This window comes from Achromobacter sp. DMS1, assembly GCF_001270295.1.
The window spans coordinates 1-13,216 of sequence record NZ_LHSJ01000103.1 but is presented as its reverse complement, the minus strand read 5'-3'; the positions used below and the strand labels follow the sequence as shown (position 1 = coordinate 13,216).

8 protein-coding genes and 5 pseudogenes are annotated in these 13,216 nt (G+C 67.6%); 9 read left to right on the top strand and 4 right to left on the bottom strand.

The window, feature by feature from the left end; translation table 11 throughout:
- Both earP and AD428_RS13685 read right to left on the bottom strand, forming a co-directional pair.
- A partial coding sequence (gene earP / locus AD428_RS13690) for an elongation factor P maturation arginine rhamnosyltransferase EarP (RefSeq protein WP_152968087.1) occupies positions 1 to 651 on the bottom strand: 651 nt, incomplete at its 3' end.
- Between the two features lie 18 nt (positions 652 to 669).
- Positions 670 to 1,872 carry a DUF2863 family protein gene (locus AD428_RS13685; protein WP_053245553.1) on the bottom strand — a complete coding sequence of 401 codons (1,203 nt, stop codon included), beginning with the start codon at positions 1,870 to 1,872 and terminating at the stop codon, positions 670 to 672.
- 196 nt (positions 1,873 to 2,068) lie between these two features.
- On the opposite strand from AD428_RS13685, the gene AD428_RS13680 reads away from it, so the two are divergent.
- On the top strand, positions 2,069 to 2,845 hold the full coding sequence (locus AD428_RS13680) for a DODA-type extradiol aromatic ring-opening family dioxygenase (RefSeq protein WP_053245552.1): 777 nt from the start codon (positions 2,069 to 2,071) through the stop codon (positions 2,843 to 2,845).
- 163 nt (positions 2,846 to 3,008) lie between these two features.
- On the opposite strand, the pseudogene acnA reads toward AD428_RS13680, so the two are convergent.
- Together acnA and AD428_RS13670 are read right to left on the bottom strand one after the other, a co-directional pair.
- Positions 3,009 to 5,713, bottom strand: a pseudogene (acnA, locus tag AD428_RS13675) (aconitate hydratase AcnA).
- Positions 5,714 to 5,941: 228 nt separating this feature from the next.
- Complete coding sequence (locus AD428_RS13670) at positions 5,942 to 6,781, bottom strand: FadR/GntR family transcriptional regulator (RefSeq protein ID WP_235490224.1); 840 nt, start codon at positions 6,779 to 6,781, stop codon at positions 5,942 to 5,944.
- Between the two features lie 301 nt (positions 6,782 to 7,082).
- On the opposite strand from AD428_RS13670, the gene AD428_RS13665 reads away from it, so the two are divergent.
- The 8 genes and pseudogenes from AD428_RS13665 to AD428_RS13630 form a co-directional block, all read left to right on the top strand.
- The gene (locus AD428_RS13665) at positions 7,083 to 8,282 is read left to right on the top strand and encodes an ABC transporter substrate-binding protein (protein ID WP_053245551.1); all 1,200 of its coding nucleotides are present in this window, start codon (positions 7,083 to 7,085) and stop codon (positions 8,280 to 8,282) included.
- Between the two features lie 62 nt (positions 8,283 to 8,344).
- A complete protein-coding gene (locus AD428_RS13660; protein ID WP_053245550.1) occupies positions 8,345 to 9,202 on the top strand; it encodes a branched-chain amino acid ABC transporter permease in 858 nt (285 codons plus the stop codon).
- Positions 9,202 to 10,182, top strand: coding sequence for a branched-chain amino acid ABC transporter permease (locus AD428_RS13655; RefSeq protein WP_053245549.1), 981 nt, complete (start codon positions 9,202 to 9,204; stop codon positions 10,180 to 10,182). The genes AD428_RS13660 and AD428_RS13655 overlap by 1 nt, the downstream gene beginning before the upstream one ends.
- Positions 10,179 to 10,556 (top strand): annotated as a pseudogene (locus AD428_RS13650) (ATP-binding cassette domain-containing protein); the annotation flags it as partial. The gene AD428_RS13655 and the pseudogene AD428_RS13650, both read left to right, overlap by 4 nt.
- A 16-nt stretch (positions 10,557 to 10,572) precedes the next feature.
- Positions 10,573 to 11,093, top strand: a pseudogene (gene frr, locus AD428_RS13645) (ribosome recycling factor).
- Between the two features lie 160 nt (positions 11,094 to 11,253).
- Positions 11,254 to 12,018 (top strand): polyprenyl diphosphate synthase, encoded by a 765-nt coding sequence (gene uppS, locus AD428_RS13640; RefSeq protein WP_053245548.1) that lies wholly within the window; start codon positions 11,254 to 11,256, stop codon positions 12,016 to 12,018.
- A gap of 39 nt (positions 12,019 to 12,057) precedes the next feature.
- Positions 12,058 to 12,914 (top strand): annotated as a pseudogene (locus AD428_RS13635) (phosphatidate cytidylyltransferase).
- Positions 12,911 to 13,216: pseudogene (locus AD428_RS13630) on the top strand (1-deoxy-D-xylulose-5-phosphate reductoisomerase); the annotation flags it as partial. The pseudogenes AD428_RS13635 and AD428_RS13630, both read left to right, overlap by 4 nt.

Below are 13,216 nucleotides of genomic sequence, written 5' to 3'. Positions count from 1 at the left end.
CAGCAGGGTGGGGCGGGCATCGGCCGCCAGCGCTTGCGCGAGCCCGGCGAGCGGCGCTTGCGGGTAGCAGAAAAGCGTCGCTAGGCGGCCGCCTTGCCGGCGTGCGGCCAGATGGGTTTCGGCGATGCCCAGGGCGCGCAGGAAGTCTTCCTGCTGTCCGGCGCTGGCCTGCAGGGCGTCGCGCTCGGCCGACAGCCCGGGTTCGCGCAGCAGCCCGCCGGTGGCGTCGGTGAAGCCGGGAAAGAAAAAATGCTTCACCAGCCCGTCGGGCCGCTGCGAAGGCAGGCCGTGGCAGGTTTCCACCCAGGGCTCGGCGCTGAGATACTCCAGGTTGATCCACACCGGGTGCGAGCGCCTCATGGCTTCCACGAAAGCGGCGGGCGGATCGCAGGCAAAGGTTTCGATGACCACGTCGCCGGGCGCCAGGTCGCCGGCCGGGGTTTCGGTCCAGCGGACAATGTCCACGCCTTGCACGGCTTGCCGCGAGGCCTGCAGATCCACGTCCTGCTGGATGCGCGCGAAGCTCGCCAGGTCGTCCACCCACAGCCGCACCTGCCAGCCGATGCCGTGCGCCAGCCGGCGGGCCAGCCGCCAGCACACGCCGATGTCGCCGTAGTTGTCGACCACCCGGCAGAAGATGTCGGCCTTCATGGGAGCGGGCCCCGGTTCTTAATGGAAGTGGGCGGGGGCGGCTTCGGCGTCTTCCGGCAGCTCCGCGTGCACCAGCTCGCCCAGCGGATTGGGGAAGTACGGCGCGCCGCAGTCCTCGCAGAATTCGGGCGGCAGCACGCCGGGAATACGGCGCACTTCGCTCACGCCCAGTTCCTTGAGCAGGGCGGCGATGTCGTCCACCACGTCGGGCATGCCTTCGTCGGCCGGCGGGTCTTCCTCGCGCCCGTACACGGGCCAGACGCAGCCGTAGTACACGTCGTTGCTGTTGCGGGCCGTGAAGCCGATGCGGTATTCGTCGATGCGTTCCTCGCCGCAGCCGGCCACCACCGCGCGCAGTTGGGAGGGCTCCAGGTTGACGGCGCCTTCGAGCCAGCTCACGGCGGCGCGCAGCGACAGCGGGCGCACGCGCCGGTCGGCCTCGCGGTTGCTCACGTAGTAGGCGTCGGGCAGCAGCATCTCGAACCCGCAGCCCGGCAGCAGGCCGGCCACGGTGGGCTGGACCTGGGCGGACCATTGCTGCAGGCAGGCGTCGCGGCTGGCGTCGGCCTCGCCGGGGCGCTCCTGCCAGCGGAAGATGGGTGCGCCTTCCGGCACGGCCACGGCCGCCACGATGTAGCGGGTGTCGGCCAGCATGTTGGCGACTTCCCCCTCGGTATTGAGCGCCGGCTTGGCGGTTTCCGCGCCCAGCGCGTGCGAGCCCAGCCGTTGCAGCCATTGCCAGGTCTCGGAAAAGGTGCGCGGCATCTGGTCCACGCTCACCAGCCAGGGCAGCATGGCCACGCGCGTGTCGGCGGCCAGCACGTGGCCGTGCAATTGCGCCACGATGGCCTGCTGCGCCGGGGCGGGAATGGCGTTGGCCGGGATGGCGTAACGGGTCCAGGCGGCAATCGGGGCCACCAGCAGCAGCAGGTCGTAGCGCACCCCGTTCTTTTCGAGCTTCATGGACTCGGACAGGGTTTCCGCCTGCTCGATCAGCACCTCGTAGGCGCCCACGTCTTTCTGGGCCAGGTGGTCCAGCGCCGCCTCCAGCGGGCCGTCCTGGCCTGCCTTCAGGAGCTTGGGAATCGCCTCGCCCAGCAGGTTTTCCCAGTACACATCTTCCACCCGGCTGCCCGAACGGTTCAGGGCCTCGGCAAGGGCAACCAGGCGGGCGGCTTCGCGGCTTAGGCGGGGAGAGGACGAACTGCGGGATCGGGCCATGACTTCGGGATGCGTCTCAGATTGTGCAACGGTCTAGTTTAACGCCCGCGGCCAGTCAGGGCCTGCCTGCCCGCGCGCGCGGCTGTGGCGCGCCATATTAAACCTATTCCGGCAATAGTTTATGGATAAATATGTGGTTTATTGCTTGAATGGCAAGCGCGACAATTTCCGCCTTGTTGAATGAAAGGAGAGCGCCATGCGCTGGCCCACGTTGTTTGTTTCGCACGGATCTCCCATGCTGGCCGTCGAGCCCGGCCGGACCGGCCCGGCCCTGGCGGGCTGGAGCCGCGCGCAGGGCCGCAAGCCGGCCGCCATCCTGGTGGTGTCGCCGCACTGGATGGGGCAGGGACTCGCCCTGTCCACGCGCGGCGAGCAAGTGGCCTGGCACGATTTCGGCGGCTTTCCGCCCGAGCTGTATACATTGCAATATGCCGCGCCGGGCTCGCCCGGGCTGGCCGGGCGCGTGCGGGACCTGCTCGCGCAGCAGGGCCTGCGCGCCGATTTCGATCCGCGCCGGCCGCTGGACCACGGCGCCTGGGTGCCGCTGCGCTACCTGTATCCCGGGGCGGACGTGCCGGTGGTGCAGTTGTCGCTGGACATGGGCCGCGACGCGGCCGGGCAGGCCGAGCTGGGCCGGGCGCTCGCGCCCCTGCGCGACGAAGACGTGCTGGTCATCGGGTCCGGCTCGCTGACGCACAACCTGCGCGACGTGCGCATGCCGCAGGACGCGCCGCCGGCCGCCTACGTGCCGCCTTTCCAGGATTGGTACGCGCGCAACCTGGCCGAGGGCAACCTGCAGGCGCTGCTGGACTGGCGGGCCAGGGCGCCCGGCGCCGCGCGGGCCCATCCCCACGACGACCACCTCATGCCGTTTTACGTCGCCCTGGGCGCGGGCGGTCCGCGTGCAACCCGCTTGAACGACGAAGTCGCGTACGCTGCGCTGGCCATGGACGCCTACCAGTTCGCGGACTGACCCGTCCGGCATCGGCGGCCCGCATTGGGCCGGCCCAATACGGGCCGGCCAGCAACGCCCGGCCAAATGCAAAGCGCCGCTTCCGCCTGGGCGGGAGCGGCGCTTTGCGCATGCTGGAGCCGGCGCGGGAGCCGGGCGGGGGCCGGGATCCCGCGCGGGCCGGTCAGGCGGCCAGTAGCTGGCGCAGCACGAAAGGCAGGATGCCGCCGTGCTCGTAGTAGTCCACCTCGATGGGCGTGTCGATGCGCAGCATGAGGGTGACGTCCTGCCTGGAGCCGTCCTTGCGGGTGATCGTGAGGGTCACGTCCTGCATGGGCTTGATGCCGTTTTCCAGGCCCGAGATGTCGAAGGTTTCCTCGCCCGTGATGCCCAGCGACTGCACGCTGTCCGCGCCCTTGAACTGCAGGGGCAGCACGCCCATGCCCACCAGGTTGCTGCGGTGGATGCGCTCGAAGCTGCGGGCGATGACGGCTTTCACGCCCAGGAGCTGGGTGCCCTTGGCCGCCCAGTCGCGCGAGGAGCCGGTGCCGTACTCTTCGCCGCCGAAGACCACGGTGGGCGTGCCCTGCGCCACGTACTTCATGGCGGCGTCATAGATGGACATCTGTTCGCCCGTGGGCTGGAAGAGGGTCTCGCCGCCCTCGAAGCGGCTGCCGTCGGGCAGCGGCGGAATCATGAGGTTCTTGATGCGCACGTTGGCGAAGGTGCCGCGCATCATGATCTCGTGGTTGCCGCGCCGCGAGCCGTAGCTGTTGAAGTCGGCCTTCATGACGCCATGCTCTTTCAGCCACTTGCCCGCGGGCGAGGTTTCCTTGATGGAGCCGGCCGGCGAGATGTGGTCGGTGGTGACCGAGTCGCCGAAGATGCCCAGCGCGCGTGCGCCCTTGACGGTGGGCATGGCGCCCGGCGTCATGGAGAAATCCTGGAAGAAGGGCGGTTCCGCGATGTAGGTCGAATCGGGCCAGTTGTAGGTGTCGCCCTTGACGCCCTTGATGTTCTCCCAGAGCTTGCCCGGGTTGCTCTTGACCTGGCCGTAGTTGGCCTCGAAGGCCTTGGGATCCAGCGCGTACTTGAGCAGGGCGTTGACTTCTTCGGTGGAGGGCCAGATGTCGCCCAGCCAGACGTCGCCGTTCTTGCCCTTGCCCACGGGCTCGGTCATGAGGTCGCGCGTGATGGTGCCGGCCAGCGCATAGGCCACGACCAGCGGCGGCGAGGCCAGGAAGTTCGCCTTGATGTTCGGGTGGATGCGCGCCTCGAAGTTGCGGTTGCCCGAGAGCACCGCCGCGCACACCAGGTTGTTGTTGATGATGGCTTCGTTGAGGTCGGGCGACAGGTCGCCGGCGTTGCCGATGCAGGTGGTGCAGCCGTAGGCGGCTACGTCGAAGCCCAGTTTTTCCAGGTAGGGCAGCAGGCCCGTCTTGGTCAGGTATTCGGTCACGACGCGCGATCCGGGCGCAGCGAGGTCTTGATGTGCTTGGGCACCTTGAGGCCGGCTTGCACCGCCTTCTTGGCCAGCAGGCCGGCCGCCAGCAGCACGCTGGGGTTGGACGTGTTGGTGCAGGAGGTGATGGCCGCGATGAGGATGTCGCCGTTCTTGAGCTTGGTGCCGGCGCTGGTGGTGAAGGTCTGCTCCAGCTTCTCGGCGGGCTGGTTGAAGCCGTTCTCGGCAATGGGCCTGGAGAACAGGTCGATGAACGTGCTCTTGACGTTGCCGATCTCGATGCGGTCCTGGGGACGCTTGGGGCCGGCCAGCGAGGGCGCGACGGTGGAGAGATCCAGCGTCAGCAGCTTGGTGTAGTTGATGTCGGAGGCGCGCGGCACGCCGAACATCTTCTGTGCCTTGAAGTAGGCTTCGAAGGCGGCGATCTCGGCCTCGGTGCGGCCGGTGCCGCGGAAGTAGTCGATGGTGCGCTCGTCCACCGGGAAGAAGCCCATGGTGGCGCCGTATTCGGGCGCCATGTTGCCGATGGTGGCGCGTTCGGCCACCGACAGGCTGGCCGTGCCTTCGCCGCAGAATTCCACGAACTTGCCCACCACTTTTTCGCGGCGCAGCATTTCGGTGATGGTGAGCACCAGGTCGGTGGCGGTGACGCCGCCGCGCAGCTGGCCCTTGAGTTCCACGCCCACCACGTCGGGCGTCAGGAAGTAGACCGGCTGGCCCAGCATGCCGGCCTCGGCCTCGATGCCGCCCACGCCCCAGCCCACCACGCCGATGCCGTTGATCATCGTGGTGTGGCTGTCGGTGCCCACCAGCGAATCGGGGTAATAGACGTTGTTCTTCTTGTCGTAGTGCACGCCGCGGGCCAGGTATTCGAGGTTCACCTGGTGGACGATGCCGAAGCCCGGGGGCACCACGCCGAAGGTGTCGAAGGCCTGCATGCCCCATTTCATGAACTGGTAGCGCTCCTGGTTGCGCTTGAATTCCAGCTTCATGTTGAGGTCCAGGGCGTTCTTGGTGCCGAAGTAGTCGATCATGACCGAGTGGTCCACCACCAGGTCCACCGGCACCAGCGGCTCGATGCTCTTGGGGCTCTTGCCCATCTTGTCTGCCACCGAGCGCATGGCGGCGATGTCGGCCAGCAGCGGCACGCCGGTGAAATCCTGCAGCACGACGCGGGCCACCACGAAGGGAATCTCGTCTTCGCGCTTGGCGTTGGGCTGCCAGTTGGCCAGTTGCCGGACGTGTTCCTCGGTAACCTTCTTGCCATCGCAGTTGCGCAGCACCGACTCCAGGACGATGCGGATGGATACCGGCAGCCGCTGCACATCCACGCCCAGCGCCTTGCCCAGCGCCGGCAGCGAATAGAACTGACAGGACTTATTGCCGATCTTGAAATTCTTGAGAGTATCGAGGGTGTTGTGCGGCATGATGGACTCCGTGGTGTTTGTCCGCGTAAAGCAGGCATTTTGTGGCGTTTTGGCCGTTTTGTCATTCTATGGGAGACGGTCCGGCCGCGCCACCGACTCTTATGTCTTATATAAGAGTTGAACGGGCGTGTCAAAGTTCCGTCAGCGGGCGATGCGTCCGGTCCGTTTTGCCAAGAAAAGCCCGCGCCGATGTTGCGCGCGCACGCCGGCGCGCCGCTCGCCCGGACTTCAGCCGCCTTTGCCGCGGCCGGCGCGGCGCGCCTTGCGGGCCAGGCCGCGGCGCGAGATTTCCGAATCCAGGATGAGGCGGCCCTCGATCTTGCCGTGCATGCGCGTCACCGAGCGCATGGCGTCCCGCATGTGGTCTTCCATGAGCCTGCGCACGGCTTCGGCGTCGCGGGCCCGGGCAGCCTTCAGGATGTCGCGGTGGAACTGCGTGTTGGCCGCGCCGAAGCGCTGCTGGGCAGCCAGCGGCATGTCATTGTCGTACACCGTGAGCTGCCGGATCATTTCATTGATCATCTCGCAGCTGAATCTCAGGAACGGGTTGGGGCAGGCGGCGGCCAGGATGTCATGGAAGCTCATTTCCTCCTGGCGCTGGATCAGCGAATCCTCCATGCGCTCGGCCGCCGGATCGCAGCACGCGATGTTGTGCTCCAGCGCCGCGAACTGCGCCTCCGTGAGGTGGGGCACCGCGCTGGCGGCCAGCTCCGGCTCCAGCAGCTTGCGCACCTGGTAGATGTCCTCGATGCTCACTTCCTTGAAAAACAGGTAGTTCTGCATGAGCTGGAAGGTGCGGTGCAGCGGCACCTCCACCACCCTGCCGCCGCCGCCCGGGCCGGTGCTGACTTTCACCAGCCCCTGCACCTCCAGCGACTTCAGGGCTTCGCGCATGGTGCTCTTGCTCACCGAGAACATGCTCTGCAGTTCGCTTTCGCGGGGCAGGCGGTCGCCCGGACGCAGGTTCTTCGCCGTAATGAGGCGCTTGATCTCCTCGGCCACCAGGTCGCTGCGCTTGGGCTGCGGAAGGCTCTCGCCCTCGAAGGCGTCCTGCATCTTGAATTCCATCCCGCTTCTCCCGATTCGACTCGCGCGCATGGGCCGCCGCGTTGCCCGCGCCGGCGGACGAGGCCTCCCCAAGACCCCGGGTTATACCTGATGACCCCGCTATTGACAGTGGCTTTGTACAGACCGGATCATCATATCAATCCTATTTATCATGATAAATAGGAGAGCGGTATGCGGTCACCATATATAAGCTGTGGCAGTTGCGGAAAGAGCTAGGAGCAGACCTCGCCGGTCCGGCCGCCCCTGCGGCGCGGGCCCTGTCGAATACGCCGCGCAGCGCGGCCCCCCCAGGGAGAAAGACTTGAATCGCCGCAATCTCTTGAAAATGGCCGCGCTTTCGGCGCTGCCCGGCGCGCTGTGGAGCGCGCGTTCCGCCTTCGCCCAGTCCGGCGGCATCGCCTTTGCCTGCCCCGTGCCCATGTCGGGCCCGTTTGCCGCCAACGGCAAGTACGCCGACCTGGGGATGAAGCTCGCGCTGGAGCAATACGGCAAAGTGCTCGGCCAGCCGCTTTCCTATACGGTGCTGGACACCGAGGGCAAGCCCGCCACCGCCGTGCGCAAGGTCCAGGAAATCTCGCAGCAGAAGGGCGTGAAGTTCTTTGCGGGCGGCATCCTGTCGTCGGAGTCGCTGGCCATGGGCAAGGAGGTCGAGCGCGCCGGCGGCGTATTCATTACCACGGCCGGCGCCGACGAGATCACCGGCAAGGACTGCAACCGCGCCACTTTCCGCTGGTCGGTGCCCACCTTTGGCGCCATCGAACAGACCGTGCGCCCGCTGCTGGAAAGCCTGCCCAACGCCAGGCGCTGGTACACCATCACCCCGCAGTACGTCTTCGGCGAGGGCCTGTTGTCGGCCGCCAAGAACATCTTCAAGGAAAAAGGCATCGAACACGTGGGCAACAGCTACCACTCGCTGTCGGAGAAGGAGTTCAGCGGCTATCTCACCAATGCCATGGCCGCCAAGCCCGACGTGCTGCTCATCCTCAACTTCGGTTCCCAGTCCTCCGACACGCTGCGCCAGGCGGTGAGCTTCGGCATGAAGCAGAATTGCACCATACTGGTGGCCTGGGCCTCGGGCCTGGAGCAATTCGAGAGCCTGGGCGCCGACCTGTGCGAGGGCGTGTATTTCGGCGCGCAGTACTGGCACGGCATCGACTCGCCGCTGAACAAGGAACTGGTCGCCCTGGCGCGCGACAAAACCCGCGGGAATCCCAACTACAGCCTGGCGGGCTCGTACATCTGCACCCGCATCCTGCTGGAGGCCATCAAGAAGGCCGGCAGCCCCGAGCCGGCCAAGGTCATTGCCGCGATGGAGGGCATGGCCTACGACGGCCTGACCGGCGCCGAAACCCTGCGCAAGGAAGACCACCAGGTCCTGAAGAACTATTACCTGCTCAAGGGCAAGGCCAAAAAGGCCATGAAAGACAAGGACGACTACGCCGAGATCGTCCATGCCGGGCAGTCGTTCCTGGCGCCCGCGCAAACCGGCTGCAAACTGTAGCGTCCGCGCGGCGCCCGGCGGGCGCCGCCGCGCATTTTTCCGGGAACCCACGCGGCTCTTCTATGAACGTTTATCTGCTCCAGGTCGTCAATGGCGTCGGCGTGGGCATGCTGTACTTCCTGCTGGCGGTCGGCTTGTCCATCGTCTTCGGCTTGTTGCGCTTCGTGAACTTCGCGCACGGCGCCTTTTACCTGCTCGGCGCCTATTTCTGTTTCCAGGCGGTGCAATGGGGCCTGAACTTCTGGCTGGCGCTGCTCCTGGTGCCGCCCCTGGTGGGCGCGCTGGCGTGGGTCGCCGAGAAGCTGCTGCTGCGCCACGTGTATGCGCAGGCGCACGAGTTCCACATCCTCATCACGGTGGGCCTGGCGCTCGCGCTGCAGGAGCTCGTCATCGTGATGTGGGGGCCTATCGGCGATAACGTCGCCGTGCCCGCCTCGCTGCAGGGCGTGGTCATGTGGGGCAGCTTCGTCTATCCCAAGTACCGCCTCTTCGTCATCGGCTTCACCGCGCTGTTCTCGCTGGCGCTCTGGTACGTGCTCGAGGGCACGCGGCTGGGCAGCGCGGTGCGCGCCGGCAGCGAGTCCACGGAAATGGTTTCCATGCTGGGCATCAACGTCTTCCGCATGTTCAGCCTCATCTTCGCCCTGGGCGCGGCCACGGCGGCGCTGGCCGGCGTGCTGGCCGCGCCCATCCGGGGCGTGGAGCCCTTCATGGGCATCGAGGCGCTGGGCATCGCTTTCGTCATCGTGGTGATCGGCGGCATGGGCAGCTTCGGCGGGGCCCTGGCCGGGGGCCTGCTGATCGGCGTGGTGCAGAGCGTGATGAGCACGCTGTGGCCCGAGGGCGCGCGCCTGATGATCTATGTCGCGATGGCGGCGGTGCTGCTGCTGCGTCCGCACGGACTGCTGGGGAGAGGCTGATGAAGCGCCTGAAATCGCATGCCCAACTGACGCTGGCCGTGGCCGTGGCGGCCGGCCTGCCCCTGGTCATCCAGTCCGGGTCCCTGGCGACCGAAGTGCTCATCTACGCCCTCGCGGTGCTGGGCTGCAACCTGCTGCTGGGCTTTACCGGCCTGCTGTCCTTCGGCCAGGGCATTTTCTTCGGGCTGGGCAGCTACACGGCGGGCCTGCTGCTCACGCGCTGGCCCTTGCCGATGCCGCTCGCGCTGCTGGCGGCGGTGGCCATGGGCGCGCTGGCCGCGACCGCCGTGGGCTGGTTCGCCATCCGCCAGCGCGGCACCTACTTCGTCATGCTGACGCTGGCCTTCTCGCAGATGTTCTACTTCCTGGCCTACAGCCTGCCCGACCTGACGGGCGGCGACAACGGCCTGCTCGACGTGCCGCGCCCGCCCTTGTCGCTGGCCGGCCTGGCCGAACTGCCGCTGGCCTCGCCCTGGCAGTTCTACGCCTTCGTTGCCGTGTGCTTCGTGGCGGTGTTCTGGCTGCTGCTGCGCGTGACGGAATCGGTGTTCGGCCGCACGCTGCTGGCCATCCGCGACAACGAGGCGCGCGCCATGGCGGTGGGCTACAACGTGCGCCGCTTCAAGCTCGCGGCCTTTGCCCTCTCGGGCGCGGTCACGGCGCTGGCCGGGGCCTTTCTCGCGCTCATGACGGGCATCGCGCCGCTGTCCAGCATCGAGTACCACACCAGCGAAATGATCCTCGTCATGACGGTGATCGGCGGTACGGGCAACCTGTTCGCGTCGCTGCTGGGGGCGGCCTTCTATGTGCTGTTCTCGGACTGGCTTTCCACGCTCTGGCCGCGCTGGCTCATGCTGCTGGGCCTGCTGCTTATCGCGGTAAGCCTTTTCATGCAGAAGGGGCTGTGGGGGCTGGGCGAACGCATCTGGCTCGCGGCGCGCGGAGCGCGCGCGCCGGCCGCCAAGGAGGAACGCGCATGAGCACCGCCTCGGACAACGGGCCGCTGCTGCGCGCCCGGGGCATCGTCAAGCGCTTCGGCAAATTCCAGGCCCTGCAAGGGGTGGACCTGGCGGTCCGGCCGGGCACGGTGCATTCGGTCATCGGGCCCAACGGGGCCGGCAAGACCACGCTGTTCCATATCCTGACGGGCACGCTGCGCGCCTCCGAGGGCAGCATCGTGTTCGACGGCATCGACGTCACCCACGAAGCGGACTACCAGCGCGTGCAGCGCGGCATCGCCAGATCGTTCCAGGTCACCAGCCTGTTCGCCAATCTGTCGGTGCGCGAGAACCTGCGCCTGGCCGCGCAGGGGGCGCAGCCCGCCGGGGCCTACGATTGCTGGCGCCCGCCGCAAATCCGCAGAATCCAGGATGGTCAAGTCGCTTGAAACGCTCAAGACCAACCTGTCCAAGATCCGCACGGGCCGCGCCCACACCGGCATCCTGGATCACGTCCAGGTCGAGTACTACGGTTCGCCGGTGCCCGTGAGCCAGGTCGCCAACCTCAACCTGGTCGACGCGCGCACCATCAGCGTGCAGCCCTACGAGAAGAACATGGCCTCGGTCATCGAGAAGGCGATCCGCGAGTCGACCTGGGCCTGAACCCCATGTCCATGGGTGATACCATCCGCGTTCCCATGCCGGCCCTCACCGAAGAGCGCCGCCGCGATCTCACCAAGGTCGTGCGCAGCGAAGGCGAGGATGCCAAGGTCGCCGTGCGCAACCTGCGCCGCGAGGCCAACGACGCCCTGAAGAAACTCGTCAAGGACAAGGAGATCTCCGAGGACGACGAGCGCCGCGCCCAGGACGACGTCCAGAAGCTGACCGACCGCCATGTCGCCGAGATCGACAAGATGGTCGCCCAGAAAGAAGCGGAAATCATGACCGTATAATCGCTGGCGCCGCGCCGCCGCGCGGCGCGTCGCGCCGGACGGGCCGCATCCGTCCGCGCGGCCAGCATCCTGGTCCCCGCGCGCCGCCACGCCCGGCGAAGCGGCGCGACGGCCCAGGCCTTCCTTTTCCAGCCGGCCATTCCGCGCAAGTCCTTACCTCATGGCAATCAGCTCGACTCAGGCGATACCCGAAACCCGGGACATTCCCGAACACGTGGCCATCATCATGGATGGCAATGGGCGGTGGGCGACGAAGCGGCTGCTGCCCAGGACGGCGGGGCACGCCAAGGGCGTGCAGGCGGTGCGCCGCGTGGTCGAGGCCTGCGGCCGAGCGGGGGTGCGCTACCTGACCCTCTTTGCCTTCAGCTCCGAGAACTGGCGCCGGCCCGCCGAGGAAGTCTCGCTGCTCATGCGCCTCTTCGTGCAGGCCCTGGAGCGCGAGGTCGACAAGCTCCAGGAGCAGGGCGTGCGCCTGCACGTCATCGGCGATCTTTCCGCCTTCGAGCCCCGGCTGCAGGAGCTGATCCATGCGGCCCAGGAGCGCACGCGCCATAACGACCGCCTGCACCTGACCGTGGCGGCCAAATACGGCGGCCGCTGGGACATCCTGCAGGCCGTGCGCGCCATGCTGGCCGCCGACCCTGCTCTGGCCAGCCACCCCGAGCGCGTGGACGAGGAAAGCCTGTCGCGGCACCTGTCCATGGCCTGGGCGCCCGAGCCCGACCTGTTCATCCGCACCGGCGGCGAGCAGCGCATTTCCAATTTCCTGATCTGGCAGATGGCCTACGCGGAGTTCTACTTCACGGAGCGCTATTGGCCGGATTTCGGCGCGGACGAACTGCAGGCGGCATTCGACTGGTACCGCACGCGCGAGCGCCGCTTCGGCCGCACCAGCGCCCAGCTTCTCGAAAGCGGGGCAAAATAAGCGCCGGCGGGCGCGCCAACTCCAGGGAGACCTCCTCATATGCTGGGTCAGCGCATTGTTACCGCTGCCATTCTGCTGGCCATCCTGGCCGCGGCCATGGCCAGCGCCAACCCGTGGTGGCTCCTGGCTCTGCTGGCCCTGGCCGCCGCCTGCGCCAACTGGGAATGGCTGCGCCTCACCCTTCCTCAACCGCCGTCGTGCCCGGTGGCCGTCGGCGTGGCCGCCCTGGTCTTCGCGGTCCTGCTGGGCCTGGCTTCGGCCTGGCTGGCGGGGCGGCGGTCCGGGTGGGCCGATCCCGCCTGGCTGCTCGATTACCTGGCTCCGCTGGTGGCGGCCGTCTGGCTGGCGGGCGCCGCACCGCCGTGGTCCGGGGGCGGTCCGACGCCCCGCCGGCCAGCCTGCCCTGGTCGCTGTTCTCCATTCCCGCCGTCATTGCCGCCTGGGCCGTGCTGGCGCAGATGTACCTGGCCCGCGGCGCGGGGTTCGTGGTGTCGCTGCTGGCGCTGGTGTGGGTGGCGGACATCGCTGCATACTTTGCCGGACGCGCCTTCGGCAAGCGTAAACTGGCGCCGCGGGTCAGCCCGGGCAAGACGGTGGAGGGCGCGGTGGCCGGCGTGCTGGGCGCCGTGATCTGGATCGGCCTGTCCAGCCTCTGGCAGGACAGCTACGGGCACGCGCTGGTGGCGCGCTGGGGATTCTGGCTGGCGCTGCCGCTGGCGGCGCTGCTCGGCGTGGTGTCCATCATGGGCGACCTGTTCGAATCGCTGCTCAAGCGCCGCGCCGGCCGCAAGGATTCCAGCGGGCTGCTGCCGGGCCACGGCGGCGTGTACGACCGCATCGACGCGATCCTGCCGGTCGCGCCGGTTGCGCTAATTTTGTCTGGAGTGTTGTTTTGACGGCTTTTCAACGCGTCGTGGTGCTGGGGTCCACGGGTTCCATCGGTGAAAGCACGCTGGATGTGATCGCGCGCCATCCGGAGCGGCTGGCGGTCTATGCGCTGTCGGCATACAGCCGCATCGACCGGCTGGCCCGGCAGGCGCAGGCCAGCGGCGCGGCGGTGGTGGTGGTGCCCGATGACGCGGCGCGCAGGAAGTTTCTGCAGCTCTGGCCGGCGGGCCGGCCGGCGCCCGAGATCCGCGTGGGTGCGCGGGCGCTGGCCGAGACGGCGGCCGATCCGCAATGCGACGCCGTCATGGCG

Bases quoted from the DNA above. Each gene is read 5' to 3' on its own strand.
- AD428_RS13685 (WP_053245553.1), bottom strand. From the start codon at position 1,872: ATGGCCCGATCCCGCAGTTCGTCCTCTCCCCGCCTAAGCCGCGAAGCC.
- AD428_RS13680 (WP_053245552.1), top strand. From the start codon at position 2,069: ATGCGCTGGCCCACGTTGTTTGTTTCGCACGGATCTCCCATGCTGGCC.
- AD428_RS13670 (WP_235490224.1), bottom strand. From the start codon at position 6,781: ATGGAATTCAAGATGCAGGACGCCTTCGAGGGCGAGAGCCTTCCGCAG.
- AD428_RS13660 (WP_053245550.1), top strand. From the start codon at position 8,345: ATGAACGTTTATCTGCTCCAGGTCGTCAATGGCGTCGGCGTGGGCATG.
- AD428_RS13655 (WP_053245549.1), top strand. From the start codon at position 9,202: ATGAAGCGCCTGAAATCGCATGCCCAACTGACGCTGGCCGTGGCCGTG.
- uppS (WP_053245548.1), top strand. From the start codon at position 11,254: ATGGCAATCAGCTCGACTCAGGCGATACCCGAAACCCGGGACATTCCC.